Genomic DNA, 16,001 nt, shown 5'->3' on the forward strand with positions numbered 1-16,001 from the left:
CAGCTCAGAATCGATAGACGAGGACATACATCAGCACCGTGTTGACGAGGAGGAGCAGGCCGGCGGTGGGCAGCTGGGCCTTGATGACGGCGTTGCGGTCGGGCAGCTCCAGCAGCGCCGCCGGCACGATGTTGAAGTTGGCGGCCATGGGCGTGGTCAGGGTGCCGCAGAAGCCCGACAGCATGCCGATCGCCCCCATGATCACTGGATCGCCATGGAAGCGGTGGACGATCAGCGGCAGGCCGATGGCCGCCGTCATCACCGGGAAGGCCGCGAAGGCGTTGCCCATGATGGCGGTGAACAGGGCCATGCCGACCGTGTAGGCGACCACCGCCGCCAGCGGGCCGTCCAGCGGCAGCCAGGTCACCGCCAGGTTCCCAATGACGTCCCCGACCTTGGCCGCCACGAACACCGCCCCCAGCGCCGCCAGCAGCTGGGGCAGCAGGCCGGCCCAGCCGACGCTGTCCAGCAACCGCCGGCCCTCGGTGAGCGCCGTGGTGGGCTTGGCTCGGAACATGATCAGCGCTGTCGCCGTGGCCAGCAGTATGCCCGCGACCAGCGACACCAGGGTGGCCTGCTTGGGATCGATCAGGGGCTGGCCGTTCAGGGTGAGGTATTTCGCCGTCTTGGTTCCGACCAGGGCGACGACCGGGGTGATCAGGGCCGGAATGAACAGCCATTCGCCCCAGCGTTCGGAGCGGGCCTGCCGCCCGGGATCGGGTGCGGCCACGCCCTTGCCGATCTGCCCGAACCCGGCCAGCGCCGCCATCAGTATGGCGATCAGGCCGTTGACGGCGTCGGGCAGGAGGTCGCCGGCCAGGAAGACCACCGCCAGCAGGCCCCAGAAGGCGGCGTTGCCCCAGCGCTTGGGATTGCTGTGGTCGAGCAGACCGCTGATGGCGATGGCCATGAAGAACAGGCCGCCCAGCGGATAGAGGACGTTGAAGCCAAACGGAAGGATGGGCTTGAAGCCGATCATTTGGACATCTCCGGCGTGGCGTCCTTGGCGAGGCGTCGGTCGAGCAGGATCAGCCGCGTCCCATGGATCAGCAGGGCGGCGATGGCGGTCGGGATGGCCCAGACCGACAGGTCGAAGGGTTGGACGATGATGCCGTTGGTCTCGAAGAAGCCCTTGATCAGCAGGATCGAGGCGATGGCGATGAAGATGTCCTCGCCAAAGAACAGCCCGACATTGTCGGTGGCGGCGGCGAAGGCGCGGAGGCGATAGCGCAGGGCGTCGGGCAGCGGGCCATGACGGCTCTCGGCGGCGCCCTCGGCCATGGGGGCGATCAGCGGCCGCACCATCTGGGCCTGGCCGCCCAGAGAGGTCAGGCCAAGGGCGGCGGTGATCTGGCGGATCAGCAGATAGAGGAGCAGCAGCCGCCCGGCGGTCACCGATTTCATCCGGCCGATCAAGGTTCGGGCCCGCTCCTGCAGACCCTCCCGCTCGAGCAGGCCGATCAGCGGCAGGATCAGCCAAACGATGCTGATGTAGCGGTTCTCGCGGAACGCCTTGCCCAGCACCGTCAGGGTGGCGACGATATCGAAGCCAGCCGCCAGCCCTGTCACGATGGCCGCCGCCGCCACCACCGCCAGCGGATTGAGCCGCAGCGCGAACCCCAGCACCATCACCGCCACGCCCAACAGCACCAGCATGTCCGCGACTCCCCGTTGCGTGAGGCGAGCCTAGGCCATGCGCGGGGCCCTTGCCGAGGCCCCGGTTCGATCTAATTCCGGTTCCGGAGCGGGAGGCTGGGCATGGTTTCAGTACGGCGTTGGGCTGTCCGGGGCGTGATCGCCCTGGCGGGAATTGTTCTGTTCGTGGCGGTCGGCGTCTGGATCTCGTCCCAGCTTGTCATCGAGAAACGCTGGCCGATCCCGGCCGGCGGCGTGGCGGCGGCCCGCGATCCGGGCGCGGCGGCGCGCGGCAAGCTGCTGGCGACGCGGTTCGGCTGCACCGACTGCCACGGCGGCGACCTGACTGGCAGCAAATTCTTCGACGACCCGCAGATCGCCCGGTTCTGGGCGCCCAACCTGACGCTGGTCGCCGGCAAATACTCGGACGCCCAGCTCGACCACGCCCTCCGCGCCGGCGTGCGGCCGTCCGGCCAGGGTCTGTGGGTGATGCCGTCCGAGATGCTGATGCGTCTGACCGACGCCGAGACGGCCGACCTTATCGCCTACCTGCGCAGTCTCAAGCCGGTTGGCGAGGCCCGCCCGGCCAAGCTGATCCGGGCCAAGGGGCGGATTGGCGTCCTGATTGGCAAGTTCAAGGCCGCCCCCAGCCTGGTCGCCGAGATTCAGGGCCAGCCGCTGCCGGACTACGGCCCGGGTTTGGCCGAGGGACGCCGCCTGGCGCGGGCCTGCGTCGAGTGCCATGGAAGCCAGCTGCAGGGCGGGGCGCTGGCGGAGGCGCCGGACCTGAACATCGCGGCGGCCTATGACCCAGCCGATTTCAAACGGCTGTTGCGCACGGGGATAGCGGCCGGCAATCGCCGCCTGGGTCTGATGAGCGAGAGCGCGCCGATCCGCTTCCGCAACCTCAGCGACGCCGAGATCGAGGCGCTGCAGGCCTATCTCAAGGCCCGCGTTGAAAGACAGCCGCCGGCTTAGGGCCGCCCGACGCTGGTGTACTGGAAGCCGCGGATCTTCATGTCATCGGGGCGGTAGATGTTGCGCAGGTCGACGATCACCGGCCTGTTCATCAGCAGCTTGACCCGGTCCAGGTCCAGCGCCCGGAACTGGTCCCATTCGGTGATGATCACCACGCAGTCGGCCCCCTCGACCGCCTCGTAGGGGCCGGGCTTGAAGTCGACGTCCTTGAGCATCTGGCGGGCCTCATGACCCTCCGGATCGAAGGCCTGGACGGTCGCGCCCATGGCCTGCAGGGCCGGGATGATGTCCAGGCTCGGGGCGTCGCGCATGTCGTCGGTGTTGGGCTTGAAGGTGACGCCCAGCACGCCGATGATCTTGCCCTTCAGCTCGCCGGCCATGGCGTCGGCGACCTTGCCGGCCATGGCTTTCTTGCGGGTGTCGTTGACCTTGACCGTGGTCTCGATCAGCTGCAGCGGCGCCCCGGCGTCGGCCGCCGTGCGGACCAGGGCCAGGGTGTCCTTGGGAAAGCAGGACCCGCCATAGCCGGGCCCGGCGTGCAGGAATTTCGACCCGATGCGGTTGTCCAGGCCGATGCCCTTGGCAACCTGCTGCACATCGGCGTCGATGGCTTCGCAGAGGTCGGCGATCTCGTTGATGAAGGTGATCTTCATCGCCAGGAAGGCGTTGGCCGCGTACTTGATCAGCTCGCTGGTGCGGCGGCTGGTGAACAGGATCAGGGTCTCGTTGAGGTTCAGCGGCCGGTAGAGCTCGGTCATCACCTGCCGGGCCTTGTCGTCATTCGTGCCGACCACGACGCGGTCGGGCCGCTTGAAGTCGTTGATCGCCGCGCCCTCGCGCAGGAACTCCGGATTGGAGACCACGGCGAACTGGGCGTCGGGGCGCCGCTCGCGGATGATCCGCTCGATCTCATCGCCCGTGCCGACCGGCACGGTCGACTTGGTGACCACTACGGTGAAGCCTTCCATCAGGTCGGCGATCTCGGCGGCGGCGGCATAGACGTAGGACAGGTCCGCATGGCCGTCGCCCCGACGCGAGGGGGTGCCCACGGCGATGAACACCGCGTCGGCGTTGCGCACCGCCTCATTGGCCTCGACGGCGAAGCTTAAGCGGCCTTCGCGGACGTTCTGGGCGACCAGCTGTTCCAGACCGGGCTCGTAGATCGGCATCTTGCCGACCTTCAGCCCATCGATCTTGGTCTGGTCCTTGTCGATGCAGCAGACCGTATGGCCGAAATCGGCGAAGCAGGCGCCAGAGACGAGGCCGACATAGCCCGTCCCGATCATGGCCACGCGCATGGCGGGGTCCCCCTAGAGGTGGTTTGAGCGGCTTTGAGCACGGCGCGCGGCCGGGGACAATCTCGCAGACATTGTGCTTCGCACAATCGGCGCCCGGCCGTGGCCTTACGGAAACAGCGGTCAGATTTCCTGGTTGTAGGCCCCGACCTCGGGGTGCCTGGCCAGGCGCGGCTTCACTTCCTGGTGGAACAGCGCCTTCATGTCGGCTTCCGACTGGGTGCTCTCGACCACCACCACCATCTCGGGCTTGTTGGACGAGGCGCGGACCAGGACCCAGCTGCCGTCCTCCAGCGCCACGCGCACGCCGTTGACGGTGATGACCTCGGCGATCTTGCGGCCCAGGATCGTGCCGCCGGCTTTGCCCAGCGCCTCGTACTCGGCGACGATGCGGTCGACGACCTGGTATTTCACCTCGTCCGCAGCATGCGGGCTCATGGTCAGCGAGGTCCAGGCGACGGGCAACGCCTTGCGCAGGTCGGAGAGCTTCTTGTCCGGGTTGCGATCCAGCATCCCCAGGATCGCCGCCGCCGCCGTCAGAGCGCAGTCGTAGCCGCGGCCCAGCGGGGTGTTGAAGAAGAAATGGCCGCTCTTTTCGAACCCGGCCAGTGCGCCCAGCTCGGCCGTCTTGCGCTTGATGTAGCTGTGGCCGGTCTTCCAGTAGACGGTGGTGCAGCCGTTGGCGGCCAGGATCGGATCGGTGGCGTAGAGGCCGGTGGATTTCACGTCGGCGATGAAGGTCGCGCCCGGATGCAGCGGGGCCAGGTCTCTGGCCAGCATCAGGCCGATCTTGTCGGCATAGATCTCCTCGCCCTCGTCATCGACCACGCCGCAGCGGTCGCCGTCGCCGTCGAAGCCCAGGCAGATGTCGGCCCCCATCTCACGCACGGCCTTGCTCATGGCGTGCAGCATGACGCTGTCCTCGGGGTTGGGATTGTATTTCGGGAAGGTCCAGTCCAGCTCGCAGTCCATCTCGACCACGACCGCCACGCCCATGTCGCGCAGGGCCTGGGGGGCGAAGGCGCCGGCCGTGCCGTTGCCGCAGGCGGCGATGACCTTCAGCGGCCGCTTGAGCGAGACCCGGCTGGCGACGTCGGCGATGTAGCGCTTGGCCACGCCCTCGACCCGGGTCAGCCTGCCGCCGGCCTTCTCCTTGAACTTGCCGCCCAGCACGATGTCGCGCAGCGCGCCCATCTCGTCGGGGCCGAAGGTCAGCGGCCGGGCCGCGCCCATCTTCACCCCGGTCCAGCCGTTCTCGTTGTGGCTGGCGGTGACCATGGCCACACACGGCGCGTCGAGGTCGAACTGGGCGAAATAGGCCACCGGCGAGAGGGCGAGGCCAATGTCCAGCACCTCGCAGCCCGCCTGGATCAGGCCGATGGTCAGGGCCTGCTTGATCGAGATCGAGTAGGAACGGAAGTCGTGGCCGACGACGATGCGGCTCAGGCCCTGGTCCTGGATATAGGTCCCCAGCCCCAGGCCCAGCGCCTGGACGCCCAGCAGGTTGATCTCTGCCCCCAGCAGCCAACGGGCGTCGTATTCCCGAAAGCCGGTCGCCTTGACCAGCGGCTCCATCTCGTAGGCGACCGTGTTTTCCAGAATGTCGGCGCGGGGCATGAAGGGCATGAACGGCTCTCTTGAAAGCGAGGCGGCCCCTATACCCCTGGCCGGCCCCCGCTCAAAGCGGCGTGTCCCCGTCCAGGTTCCAGGTTACATGTTCGCTGAACGTGGTCCGCCCTGATAACGCGCCTCAGACCACCCCGGCCCGCAGGATGTCGTGGATATGCAGGATGCCCTTGGGCGCCCCGTCCTCGACGGCGAACAGCACGGTGATCCGCCGCTCCTCCATCAGGTTCAGCGCCTCGGCGGCCAGGGCGTCGGGGGCGACGGTCTGGGGGCCCTCGGTCATCACCTCGCCCGCCGTGTGGCCCATCAGCCCGTCCATATGCCGGCGCAGGTCGCCGTCGGTGATCAGGCCGGCCAGCTTGCCGTCCTTGACCACGCCGACGCAGCCGAAGCGCTTTTCGGTCATCACCAGCAGGGCCTCGGCCATCGGAACGTCCGGCCCGACCAGCGGCAGTTCGGCGCCGGTGTGCATCAGGTTGCCGACGCTCATCAGCTGCGCGCCCAGCTTGCCGCCGGGGTGGAAGACCTTGAAATCGCTGGCGGTGAAACCGCGCCGCTCCAGCAGCGCCACGGCCAGGGCGTCGCCCAGGGCGATCTGCAGGGTGGTCGAGGTGGTCGGGGCGCCGACCGCGGCCGTCGCTTCCGGCGCGTCGACCAACTTCAGGACGACGTCGGCGGCGCGGCCCAGTGCGCTCTCCGGATTGGCGGTGATGGCGATCAGCGGGATCGAGAAGCGCTGGGTGTAGCCCAGCACGTCGGCCAGCTCGCGCACCTCGCCGGATTTGGACAGGCCCAGCACCACATCGTCCGGCCCGATCATGCCCAGGTCGCCATGGCTGGCCTCGGCGGGGTGGACGAACATCGCCGGGGCGCCGGTCGAGGCCAGGGTGGCGGCGATCTTGCGCGCCACATGGCCGGACTTGCCCATGCCGGTGCAGACGATGCGGCCCTTGGCGGCGAACAGGGTTTCGACGGCCTGGACGAAGGCCTCGCCCAGGCTCTCGGCGGTCTGTTTGAGGGCGTCGGCCTCGATGCTCAGCACCCGGCGGCCGACCGCGACGGCGTCGAAGGCGCTCATTGGGTTCCGGACCCGATCGGGGGCCGCAGCTTCGGCTCGGTCTTGGGGGCGGCGGGCGGCTGGGTCAGCGCCTTGATCGCGGCCTTGGCCGGCTTGACCTTTTCGGCTTCCGGCGGCGGGGCGGGCCCCATCGGGTGGCCGAACGGCGCGGGCGAGGTGGTCCCCAGGCCCTGCGGCCAGACCATGGCCAGGGCGATCATGGCGGCCGCCGCCAGCAACGCCAGGGGATAGAAGAGGCGATCACGCATGTCCGGCCTATAGCCGCATCGCGCGCCCAAGGGAAACCTCGACCGCTTGACGCCATATCCTTGACGGCTGGGGCGCTGTCCCTTAGCCCGCCCCCATGCCCACACTCATCCTGCTGCGCCACGGCCAGAGCACCTGGAACCTGGAAAACCGTTTCACCGGCTGGGTCGATGTCGACCTGACCGCCGAGGGTGAGGCCCAGGCCCGCCAGGGCGGCGAACTGATCAAGGCCGCCGGCATCCATATCGACCGGGCCTACACCTCGGTGCTGATCCGGGCCATCCGCACCGGCGAGATCGCCCTGGAGGCGGCCGGGCAGGGCGACATGCCCCAGATTCGCGACTGGCGTCTGAACGAGCGCCACTACGGCGGGCTGACCGGGCTCAACAAGGCCGAGACGGCGCAGAAGCACGGCGAGGACCAGGTCAAGATCTGGCGCCGCTCCTACGATGTGCCGCCGCCGCCGCTCGAACGAGGCGGCCAGTACGACTTCCACACCGACCCCCTCTATGCCGGCGTGGACATCCCCGACACCGAGAGCCTGAAGAGCACGCTGGACCGGGTCGAACCCTACTGGGACGCCGAGTTGGCGCCGCACCTGAGGGCCGGCGAGACGGTGCTGATCTCGGCGCATGGCAACTCCTTAAGGGCCATCATCAAGCTGCTGTTCGACGTGCCGGACGACGCCATCGTCGGGGTCGAGATTCCCAACGGCAATCCGCTGCTGATCGAGCTGGATGCGGCGTTGAAGCCGACGGCGGCGCGGTATTTGGACGCGGCGCGGGCTCAGGTCCTGCCGGCGGTGAAGTGACGGCTTCCCCAAATCCTCACCCGGAGGGGGAGGGGGACCATGCGGAGCATGGTGGAGGGGGTTTACGCCGCCGCTCGGTTTCAGGATGGAGCGCAGCGGATCGGCTGAGGGTTTGCCACAAGCGTGGTCGGCGGCGGCAACCCCCTCCACCACCCTTCGGGCGGTCCCCCTCCCCCTCCGGGGGAGGATTTGCATGAGCGACCTCGACTTCATGCGCCGGGCCATCGCCTTGGCCCTGCCCAATGTCGGGCTGACCGATCCCAACCCCTGCGTCGGCTGCGTCATCGTCAAGGATGGCGAAGTGCTTGCCGAGGCCGCCACCGCCCCGTCCGGCCGCCCCCACGCCGAGGAGCAGGCCTTGGATAAACTCGGCGGCGAGGCCAGCGGCGCCACCGCCTATGTCACCCTCGAACCCTGCGCCGAACGGTCCGCCGGAGGCGTCGCCTGCTCGCTGCGGCTGGTTCAGGCCGGCGTCGCCCGGGTCGTCTACGCCTGCGAAGACTCCTCCCCCTTCGCCTCCGGCGGCGGCTCTGAGCGGTTGCGGGCGGCGGGTGTTAAGGTTGAATCGGGGCTGCTGGCGGACGAGGCCAGGGCGGCTTTGCGATACAAGTCCTTGGAAGGACGGCGTTAATCGGTCTGCGGCATAGTTCTCGCTGAGGAGAACTGTATGACCGCCGTCCAGGCTGCGGGCGCCGCCCAGAGGCGGCTCACCCAGGCCGATGTCGATCTTATCTGCGCCAAGCACGACCGGCTGTTCTCGGCGCGGATGGGCGGAGCGCGCGCGGTGTTCGGCTTCTGCGATCTGTCGGGCCTGGACCTGCGCGGCCGCAACCTCGCCGACTCCGATTTCACCGGCGCGACCCTGCACGATACGCGGCTGGGCGGCGCGCGGCTCGACAACGCCTCCTTCTTCGGGGCCGACATGCAGGGGGCCGACTTCACCGAGGCCTCGCTGCGCCGGGCCGACCTGCGCGGGGCCTGCCTGCGGGGCGCCAACCTCTCCGGCGCCGACATGTTCGAGGCCGACCTGCGGGAGGGCTCGATCGCCGCCCATGACCGCGACAAGGGCTTCCGCATCCTGGAGCCGCAGAACAAGGCGACCCACGCCCACGGCGCCATCCTGGCCGGCGCCAATCTGGAGCGCTCGCGGATGTCGGGCGTCGTGGCCATCAGGGCCGACTTCACCGACGCCATTCTGAAAGACGCCAAGCTGGTCCGGGCGAACCTGAAGCAGTGCACCATGGTCGGCTGCAATTTCCAGGGCGCGGACCTGTCGGGCGCCGATCTTTCCGGCGCCGACCTGCACGACGCCATCCTGGTCGGGGCCAAGACCTTCGCCTGGAATGTCAGCGACACCAACATGAAGGGCGTGCTGACCGACACCCCGTCGGGTCCGCCGGTCGGCGACATGCCCTACGAGGCGATGATGCACGACCACGCCCTGTGGTGCGAAACCGGCGGGGTGGAAGGCAAGCCTTCGACCTTCAACAAGGCCGACCTGAGAGCCCTCAAGACCCTCCGCGGCTTCAACCTGACCGCTCTTGCCGCCAAGGAGGCGGTCTTCTACGGCCTGGACATGGAAGGCGTGCAGCTGCAGGGGGCCCAGCTGCAGGGCGCCGACCTGCGCAGCTGCAACCTCAGACGCGCCGACCTGCGCGGGGCGCGGCTGGCGGGGGCCAAGCTCAATGGGGCCGACCTGCGCGACGCCCAGCTGGGGCCACTGATGATCTCGGCCGAGCGATTGTTGCCCAGCGACCTGACCGGCGCCGTCCTGAAATCCGCCGATCTGGCCCGGGCCGACCTGCGCCAGGCCAACCTGACCGGCGCCGACCTGACCCGCGCCAACCTGACCAACGCCCAGCTGAAGGGCGCCGAACTGGTCGACATCATCCGCACCGGCGCGCGTGGCCTGCCGGGGATGATTTAGACGTCGGCTTTAACCCTATCTAAGCCGGCGGCGGCTAACGTCCCAAAACAATGATTCGCGACACACCAGGCCGGGGGGCGCAGACAAGACGATGACAGCTGTGCAGACCCTGTCGGGACGCCGCCGCCTTTCCCAGGCCGAGCTGGACCTCTGCATCGAGGGCCATGAGCGGTTCCTGAAGGGCCGGCCCGGCGGCCGGCGCGCTTCTTTGCGCTTCATGGATTTTTCCGGCCTGGACCTGTCGCAGCGCGACCTGACCGACGCCGACCTTTCCGCCTCGATCTTCAACGGCGCGCGGATGATCCGCACCAAGCTGGAGCGGGCCAACCTGTTTGGCTGCGACCTGCGCAAGGCCGACCTGCGCCAGGCCATCCTGATCCGCGCCGACCTGCGCGGCTGCTGCCTGCGCGGCGCCAACCTTTCCCAGGCCGATCTGACCCAGGCCGATTTCCGCGAAGGCCAGGTGGCCGTCCCGCACCCGCGCAAGGGCCTGTCGGTCATCACCCACGAGAAACGGGCTGGCGAGGCGGACGGGGCCAACTTCTCCGGCGCCACCCTGGACGGCTCGCAGTTCGGCGGGGCCTCGGCCTTCGCCGCCGACTTCTCCGACTGCTCGCTGCGCGGCGCCAAGATGACCGGGGCCAATCTCAAGGACGCCAACCTCTCGGGCGCCATCATGGACGGGGCCGATGTCTCCGGCGCCAACCTGGAGGGCGCCAACCTGCGCGGGGCCATGCTGACCGGGGTCAACACGGTCAACGCCCGCATGAGCGGGGCTCGGCTGGAAGGGGCGCTGCAGTCGCCCAGCGCCGCCGCCATCGCCAAGGTTCCCGACCTGCTGGACATGGCCATGGGCAACCAGAGCTGGTGCGAGACCGGCGGCCAGAACGGCAAGCCCGCCCGTTTCGACGGCGAGGACCTGCGGCCGATCGGCGATCGTTTCAAAGGCCTGCGCCTGACCGCCGCCTCCGCCCGGGGCGCCTGTCTGGCCGGCCTCAATCTCAGCGGCTCGCACCTGCAGGGGGCCAATCTGGAAGGCGCCAACCTGCGGGGCGCCTGCCTGTTCAGGGCCGATCTGCGCGGGGCCAAGCTGGCCGGGGCGGACCTGACCAAGGCCGACCTGCGCGGCGCCCTTCTGGGCGTGCTGCCGCTGGGGCCGGGCCGCAGCAATCCGGCCAGCCTCTCCCAGGCCAAGCTGCGTTACGTGACCGCCCAGTCCTGCGACCTCACCTCGGCGGTGCTGGACGGGGCCGACATGCGCGGCGCCGACCTGACCGGGGCCAAGATGGAGCAGGCCTCGATGCGCGATGTCGACCTGGCCCAGATCATCGGCCTCATCGCCGGCATATAGAAAAGGGGCGACGCAAGCGCCGCCCCTTCCCTCGGATTCTGGGGAAAATCCTTTTAGTTCAAGTCGCTTAGGCGGCCTTTTCGGCCTCGATCAGCGGCGCCTTGGGGGCGGTGCTGATGGCGATGGTCCGGGGCTTCAGGGCCTCGGGCAGTTCACGCTTGAGGCTGATCGACAGCAGGCCGTCCGACAGGTCGGCGTCGGTGACGATGACATAGTCGGCCAGCTGGAAGCGGCGCTCGAAATTGCGCTCGGCCAGGCCGCGGTGCAGGAACTTGCGGGTATCGTCGTTGGCCGCCTTACGGCCGGTGACGGTCAGCAGGTTTTCCTTCACCTCGACGCCCAGTTCTTCCGGGCGGAAGCCGGCGACGGCGATCTCGATGCGGTAGGTGTTCTCGTCGGTCCGCTCGATATTATAGGGCGGATAGCCGGCGGCGCTGTCCTGCGCGGCGGCGCTGTCGAGCAGGGCCGCGAGGCGGTCGAAGCCGACGACGGAACGGTACATGGGGGAGAAGTCGATCGTACGCATGGGTCACATCCTTCTAAGAGCAATGCGGTTTCATGTTGCGAACCGATGACAGGCCGTAGCCCTGCCGTGGTCCGGAAGACCCGGAAATCCAGCGCCTTCGAGACCTAGGTGGTGAGCGATTTGACGCGTTCAAGGGGCGGCCTAATTTTGACCCTACGACCATGGCGGAGTAAGCCCATGCGGTCTGTGTCGGGCGGGCCGGGGGCGTGAAATGGCGGTTTTGGACACGGTGTTGCTGGCGCGGCGGGGCTTCCTTGGCGGGGCCGTGGCCGCGACTCTGGCCGCCTGTGGCAAGACGCCCTCCGCCAAGCCCGCCGCCGCCAAGGGCATCGAGACCATCGCCGACGCCGTGGCCGGCGACTGGCGCCTGCCGCAGGACAGGGCCCGCGACAAATGGCGCCACCCGGTCGAGAGCCTGACCTTCTGGGGCCTCAAGCCCGGCATGACGGTGGTGGAATTCTGGCCGGGGGCCGGCTGGTACACCGACATCCTGGCGCCCTTCCTGGCCGCCACCGGCGGCAAGCTCTACGCCGCCAACCTGGAGCCGGACGAGGCGACGTCCAGCGAGATGGTCGAGGCCCTCAGCCGCCGGCTGGCCGAAAAGCCCAAGCTCTATGGCGAGGTGACCACCACCCAGTTCGGCGCGGCGAGCACGGCGCCGGTCGCTCCGGCCGGCTCGGCCGACCTGGTCCTCTTCCTGCGCAACGTCCACAACTGGATGGCCGGCGGCATCGCCGACAAGGCCTTCCGCGAGGCCTTCGCCGCCCTCAAGCCCGGCGGCGTGCTGGGGATCGAGGAGCACCGCGCCAGGCCGGGCGGCATCCAGGATCCGCTCGCCGCCGACGGCTATGTCCAGCAGGCCTATGTGCTGCAGTTGGCTGAGGAGGCTGGGTTCAGGCTGGGCGGCGCCAGCGAGATCAACGCCAATCCGAAAGACGATACCAAGCACCCCTTCGGCGTCTGGACCCTGCCGCCAACCCGGCTGTCGGCCCCGCGCGGCGAACCGCCCAAGCCGGGCTTCGACCATTCGCAATACGACGCGATCGGGGAGAGCGATCGCATGACCCTCAAGCTGGTGAAACCGAAATGACCATTGACCGCCGCTTCCTGCTGGCCGGCCTGGCGACCGCCGCCGTCCCGGGCCTGGCCCTGGCCGAGTCCAAGACCATCCCGGCCAAGAAGATCTTCCAGTTCCTGGATCTCTACCTCGGCATCCCGCCGGCCGAACGCAACCGCTTCACCCTGGCCTACTATCTCAAGCGCGACGGCAAGCCCTGGAGCGGGGCGGGCTTCACCCTGATCGGGGCCAATGGCGTGCGCACGCCGCTGCCGGTGGGACCCAACGGCCGCTTCACCCGCACCCCGACCCTGGCCGACCTCAAGGCGGGCGCCCAGATCGAGATCACCGCCCAGGGCGAGGGCAAGTTCCAGCTCAACATGCAGATGGAGCCGCTCGTGCCTATGGCCGAGGTGATGAACGCCGGCGATTTCGCCGCCGCCATCGCCCAGTGCGGGACGGCCATCAAGAAGAACGCCGGGGTGCTGGGCTTCGCCGCGCCCAAGATCACCCAGGTGGCCTTCGTCGGGGTTCCGGCCGGGACCGCCGTGCTGCCGGGCGGCAAGACCGCCGCCCTGCCGCTGTTCAAGACCCTGCCGGCCTATAATCCCGCCAATCTGAAGGGCGCCAGCCAGCTCCGGTTCGCCAAGCCCCCCGCCCGCGCGGTGCTGGTCTAGGTTGACGGCGGGTAAGGTGGCGAGGGCGTCATCTTTTTGCTGTCACTGATGTCAGTTCGCTTGCCCAGAACGCCTCGCCAAGCTATCCGGTTTGGGCGCGCAGCACAGGGAGGCATTCGTGTCGCAACTCCAAGAAATCACCGATCGGGTCAAAGCGGCCGTGGGCGATGACTCCGGTCTCGGCAAGAGCCTGAAGTTCGACCTCAAGGGCGACGGCTTCATCCATATCGACGGCGGAACGGTCACCAACGAAGACGCTCCGGCCGATCTGACCATGACCATCTCGCTCGCCGACCTGATCGAAATGGGCCAGGGCAAGCTGGACGCCACCATGGCCTTCATGAGCGGCCGCCTGAAGCTGTCGGACATGGGTCTTGCCATGTCGCTGCAGCCCAAGATGGGCGCCCTCTTCGCCAAGATGGCCTAAGCAATACAGTGACCGCGCCTCTGGTCGATATCCCCGAGGCGCCCGTTCCCGATCACGGAACGGCGGACTGGTTCAGCGGCGCGGATGGCTCACGCCTCCGCGCCGCTTTATTTTCGCCTGAAGGCAAGGCCCGTGGTTCGGTGGTCGTCAGCCCCGGCCGCAGCGAGCCCATCGAGAAGTATTTCGAGGTCGTCCAGGAACTGCTGGACCGCGGCTTTGTCGTCCTGGTCCACGACTGGCGCGGCCAGGGTCTGTCGCACCGCCCGCTGGCCGACCGCTTCAAGGGCCACACCGCCGGAATGGCGGAATACCTCAGCGATTTCAAGATTCTGCTCGACCTCTACGAGCCGCGCCTGCCCAAGCCCTGGATCATGCTCAGCCATTCCATGGGCGGCTGCCTGACCGCCCTGGCCCTGGGCCATGGCGAGACCCGGTTCGCCGCCGCCCTGCTGTCGGCCCCGATGCTGGGCCTGCTGACCGGCGGGCAACCCAAACCGGTGGTGCGGCTGCTGACCTGGACGATGATGAAGACCGGCAAGGCGCAGGACTACATCCTGGGCGACCCCGGCAATCCGCACGACAACGATTTCGAGACCAACATCCTGACCCACGACAAGGCCCGGTTCGACCGCTTCCGGGCCCAGGTCGAGGCCAATCCGGACCTCAAGCTGGGGGCCGGCACCTGGAGCTGGCTTAACTTCGCCCTCGACGCCTCGGCCTGGCTGAAGAAGGACGCGGGCATGACCCGCATCGGCATTCCTGTGACGGTGATTGGGGCTGGCGAGGAACGCCTGGTGGACAACGCCGATCAGCGGGTGATCACGGCGCGGATTCCCAAAGGGAAGTACCTGGAGATTCCGGGCGCCTACCATGAGCTGCTGCAGGAAACCGACGACATCCGAGCGCAGGTGTGGCGGGAGTTCGATGCGTTGGCGGACGTGGCGGCCCCCAGATAATTCCGCTCATCCCCGCGAAAGCGGGGACCCAGGTTTTTTCAATTGCGGGCTCGATGATCGCTCCGTCGGCTGGAAACAGGACGGGGAAACGGCGCTTCCCTCAAAAACGCCTGGGTCCCCGCTTTCGCGGGGATGAGCGGGTTTAAGGGTCAGGCCAAGCCTGTAATGGCCACGGTGGCGTCCAGCGCCGCCCGATCCCCCGCCAGGACCATCGTCCCACCACTCTGCCCGATCGGCTGGCCCTTCCAGTCGCTGTGGAAGCCCCCCGCGCCCTCGATCACCGGCATGGCCGCCTCGACGTCCCAGCTTTTCAGGCCGGACTCCACCACCACGTCCATCGTCCCCGCCGCCACCATGGCATAGGCATAGGCGTCGCAGCCCAGGCGGGCCAGGCGCGTGGCCTTGCGCAGGTCGCGCCAGGCCTGGCGTTCGGCCGGATTGAAACAGGCTTCGGGATCGGTGGTGGCGATGATGGCGCGGCTGAAATCGGGACAGGGCCGGGTCTTCAGCGGCTGGCTAGAGCCGCGCGTCATCAGCCGCGAGCCGGCGGCCGAGCCGATATAGAGCTCGCCCAGATAGGGTTGGCCGATCGAGCCCAGGACGGGCCGGCCCTGGAATCTCAGGCCGATGAGGGTGGTCCATAGCGGCAGGCCGCCGACAAAGGCGCGGGTGCCGTCGACGGGGTCCAGCACCCAGACGAACTCGGCGTCCGGGCGGTCCTCGCCGTATTCCTCGCCGATCACCCCATGCTCGGGATGGCGTTCGGCGATCAGCTTGCGGATGGCGGCTTCGGCGCCGCGATCGGCCTCGGTGACGGGGTCGAACCCTTGCGGGCCGCCCTTGTCCTCCAGGCCATGGTCGCCCCGGAACAGCGGCAGGATGACCGCCGAGGAGGCGCGGTTCAGTTCGACCAGGAAGGCGTCGAGCTCGGCGAGCTGGTTTGGCTGAAGCATGGGGGAGCCTTTACGGCTCCCCGCACACCGATGCAAACCAACCGCGGGCGGATCGCGGTTTAGGCCGCGTCCGTCTCGCCGTTCAGCGACTTTGCCAGGTCGAGCAGACGCCGGCGGGGCCGTTCGCCCAGCTGGTAGTAGGCCCGGATCAGGTCGAGGGTTTCCTTGCGGGCGAACATCTCGCCGCCGCCTTCGCCGTCATTGGCCGCGTCGCGGCGGTCCTGGTCGGAGAGGCCGTCGTAGAAATAGCCGACCGGCACTTCCAGCGCTTCGCTGAGTTGCCACAGGCGCGCCGCCGAGATGCGGTTGGCGCCGCACTCGTATTTCTGAATCTGTTGGAAGCGCACACCCACGGTGCCCGCCAGTTGTTGCTGGGTCAGGCCCAGGAGACGGCGACGGCGGCGCAGCCGCTTGCCGAGGTGAACGTCGATGTCGTTGCCCATGGGCATGGTAGCCCC

The 16,001-nt window shown here is 68.3% G+C and carries 18 protein-coding genes; 9 read left to right on the forward strand and 9 right to left on the reverse strand.

The features are described from left to right. Nucleotides 1–4 precede the first annotated feature (4 nt). Nucleotides 5–979 carry a DUF979 domain-containing protein gene (locus QO010_RS11420; RefSeq protein WP_307349224.1) on the reverse strand — a complete coding sequence of 325 codons (975 nt, stop codon included), beginning with the start codon at nucleotides 977–979 and terminating at the stop codon, nucleotides 5–7. Then, a complete protein-coding gene (locus QO010_RS11425) occupies nucleotides 976–1,656 on the reverse strand; it encodes a DUF969 domain-containing protein (RefSeq protein WP_307349226.1) in 681 nt (226 codons plus the stop codon). Before QO010_RS11425 ends, QO010_RS11420 begins: the two co-directional genes overlap by 4 nt. 102 nt (nucleotides 1,657–1,758) lie before the next feature. Here QO010_RS11425 and QO010_RS11430 point away from each other — a divergent pair, with 102 nt between their 5' ends. After that, the gene (locus QO010_RS11430) at nucleotides 1,759–2,613 is read left to right on the forward strand and encodes a c-type cytochrome (protein ID WP_307349229.1); all 855 of its coding nucleotides are present in this window, start codon (nucleotides 1,759–1,761) and stop codon (nucleotides 2,611–2,613) included. On the opposite strand, the gene QO010_RS11435 is transcribed toward QO010_RS11430, so the two are convergent. The 4 genes from QO010_RS11435 to QO010_RS11450 all read right to left on the reverse strand — a co-directional run bounded on the left by QO010_RS11435 (nucleotide 2,610) and on the right by QO010_RS11450 (nucleotide 6,860). Then, nucleotides 2,610–3,911 (reverse strand): UDP-glucose dehydrogenase family protein, encoded by a 1,302-nt coding sequence (locus tag QO010_RS11435; protein WP_307349231.1) that lies wholly within the window; start codon nucleotides 3,909–3,911, stop codon nucleotides 2,610–2,612. The two genes, QO010_RS11430 and QO010_RS11435, sit on opposite strands and share 4 nt — an antisense overlap. A 120-nt stretch (nucleotides 3,912–4,031) precedes the next feature. Then, nucleotides 4,032–5,534: a phosphomannomutase/phosphoglucomutase gene (locus QO010_RS11440; RefSeq protein WP_307349233.1), complete on the reverse strand. Its 1,503-nt coding sequence runs from the start codon at nucleotides 5,532–5,534 to the stop codon at nucleotides 4,032–4,034. Between the two features lie 124 nt (nucleotides 5,535–5,658). Further along, nucleotides 5,659–6,612, reverse strand: a complete 954-nt coding sequence (locus QO010_RS11445; protein ID WP_307349235.1) for a KpsF/GutQ family sugar-phosphate isomerase — start codon at nucleotides 6,610–6,612, stop codon at nucleotides 5,659–5,661. After that, a complete protein-coding gene (locus tag QO010_RS11450) occupies nucleotides 6,609–6,860 on the reverse strand; it encodes a hypothetical protein (protein ID WP_307349236.1) in 252 nt (83 codons plus the stop codon). Before QO010_RS11450 ends, QO010_RS11445 begins: the two co-directional genes overlap by 4 nt. A 95-nt stretch (nucleotides 6,861–6,955) precedes the next feature. Between QO010_RS11450 and gpmA the strand changes: the two genes are divergently transcribed. From gpmA to QO010_RS11470, 4 genes are all read left to right on the forward strand, one after another. Continuing rightward, the gene (gene gpmA, locus QO010_RS11455; protein WP_307349238.1) at nucleotides 6,956–7,669 is read left to right on the forward strand and encodes a 2,3-diphosphoglycerate-dependent phosphoglycerate mutase; all 714 of its coding nucleotides are present in this window, start codon (nucleotides 6,956–6,958) and stop codon (nucleotides 7,667–7,669) included. Between the two features lie 193 nt (nucleotides 7,670–7,862). Next, on the forward strand, nucleotides 7,863–8,300 hold the full coding sequence (locus tag QO010_RS11460) for a bifunctional diaminohydroxyphosphoribosylaminopyrimidine deaminase/5-amino-6-(5-phosphoribosylamino)uracil reductase RibD (RefSeq protein WP_307349239.1): 438 nt from the start codon (nucleotides 7,863–7,865) through the stop codon (nucleotides 8,298–8,300). 36 nt (nucleotides 8,301–8,336) lie between these two features. Then, complete coding sequence (locus QO010_RS11465) at nucleotides 8,337–9,596, forward strand: pentapeptide repeat-containing protein (RefSeq protein ID WP_307349241.1); 1,260 nt, start codon at nucleotides 8,337–8,339, stop codon at nucleotides 9,594–9,596. 91 nt (nucleotides 9,597–9,687) lie between these two features. Continuing rightward, nucleotides 9,688–10,947 carry a pentapeptide repeat-containing protein gene (locus QO010_RS11470; protein ID WP_307349243.1) on the forward strand — a complete coding sequence of 420 codons (1,260 nt, stop codon included), beginning with the start codon at nucleotides 9,688–9,690 and terminating at the stop codon, nucleotides 10,945–10,947. Nucleotides 10,948–11,014: 67 nt separating this feature from the next. Here the strand turns inward: QO010_RS11470 and QO010_RS11475 are convergent, their stop codons facing one another. Further along, complete coding sequence (locus tag QO010_RS11475; protein ID WP_307349245.1) at nucleotides 11,015–11,473, reverse strand: Hsp20 family protein; 459 nt, start codon at nucleotides 11,471–11,473, stop codon at nucleotides 11,015–11,017. A gap of 211 nt (nucleotides 11,474–11,684) precedes the next feature. Here QO010_RS11475 and QO010_RS11480 point away from each other — a divergent pair, with 211 nt between their 5' ends. From QO010_RS11480 to QO010_RS11495, 4 genes are all read left to right on the forward strand, one after another. Further along, entirely contained in the window at nucleotides 11,685–12,563 is an 879-nt protein-coding gene (locus tag QO010_RS11480; RefSeq protein WP_307349247.1) for a class I SAM-dependent methyltransferase, read from the forward strand. After that, nucleotides 12,560–13,207: a hypothetical protein gene (locus QO010_RS11485; protein WP_307349249.1), complete on the forward strand. Its 648-nt coding sequence runs from the start codon at nucleotides 12,560–12,562 to the stop codon at nucleotides 13,205–13,207. Before QO010_RS11480 ends, QO010_RS11485 begins: the two co-directional genes overlap by 4 nt. 118 nt (nucleotides 13,208–13,325) lie before the next feature. Next, entirely contained in the window at nucleotides 13,326–13,634 is a 309-nt protein-coding gene (locus QO010_RS11490; RefSeq protein WP_307349251.1) for an SCP2 sterol-binding domain-containing protein, read from the forward strand. An 8-nt stretch (nucleotides 13,635–13,642) separates the two neighbouring features. Next, complete coding sequence (locus tag QO010_RS11495) at nucleotides 13,643–14,590, forward strand: alpha/beta fold hydrolase (protein ID WP_307349253.1); 948 nt, start codon at nucleotides 13,643–13,645, stop codon at nucleotides 14,588–14,590. Between the two features lie 149 nt (nucleotides 14,591–14,739). Here QO010_RS11495 and hisN read toward each other — a convergent pair whose 3' ends face one another. Further along, nucleotides 14,740–15,543, reverse strand: coding sequence for a histidinol-phosphatase (gene hisN, locus QO010_RS11500; RefSeq protein WP_307349254.1), 804 nt, complete (start codon nucleotides 15,541–15,543; stop codon nucleotides 14,740–14,742). Between the two features lie 59 nt (nucleotides 15,544–15,602). After that, the gene (locus QO010_RS11505) at nucleotides 15,603–15,986 is read right to left on the reverse strand and encodes a helix-turn-helix domain-containing protein (RefSeq protein ID WP_307349306.1); all 384 of its coding nucleotides are present in this window, start codon (nucleotides 15,984–15,986) and stop codon (nucleotides 15,603–15,605) included. Nucleotides 15,987–16,001 lie beyond the last annotated feature (15 nt).

This window comes from Caulobacter ginsengisoli (assembly GCF_030814835.1).
GTDB lineage: Bacteria > Pseudomonadota > Alphaproteobacteria > Caulobacterales > Caulobacteraceae > Caulobacter > Caulobacter ginsengisoli.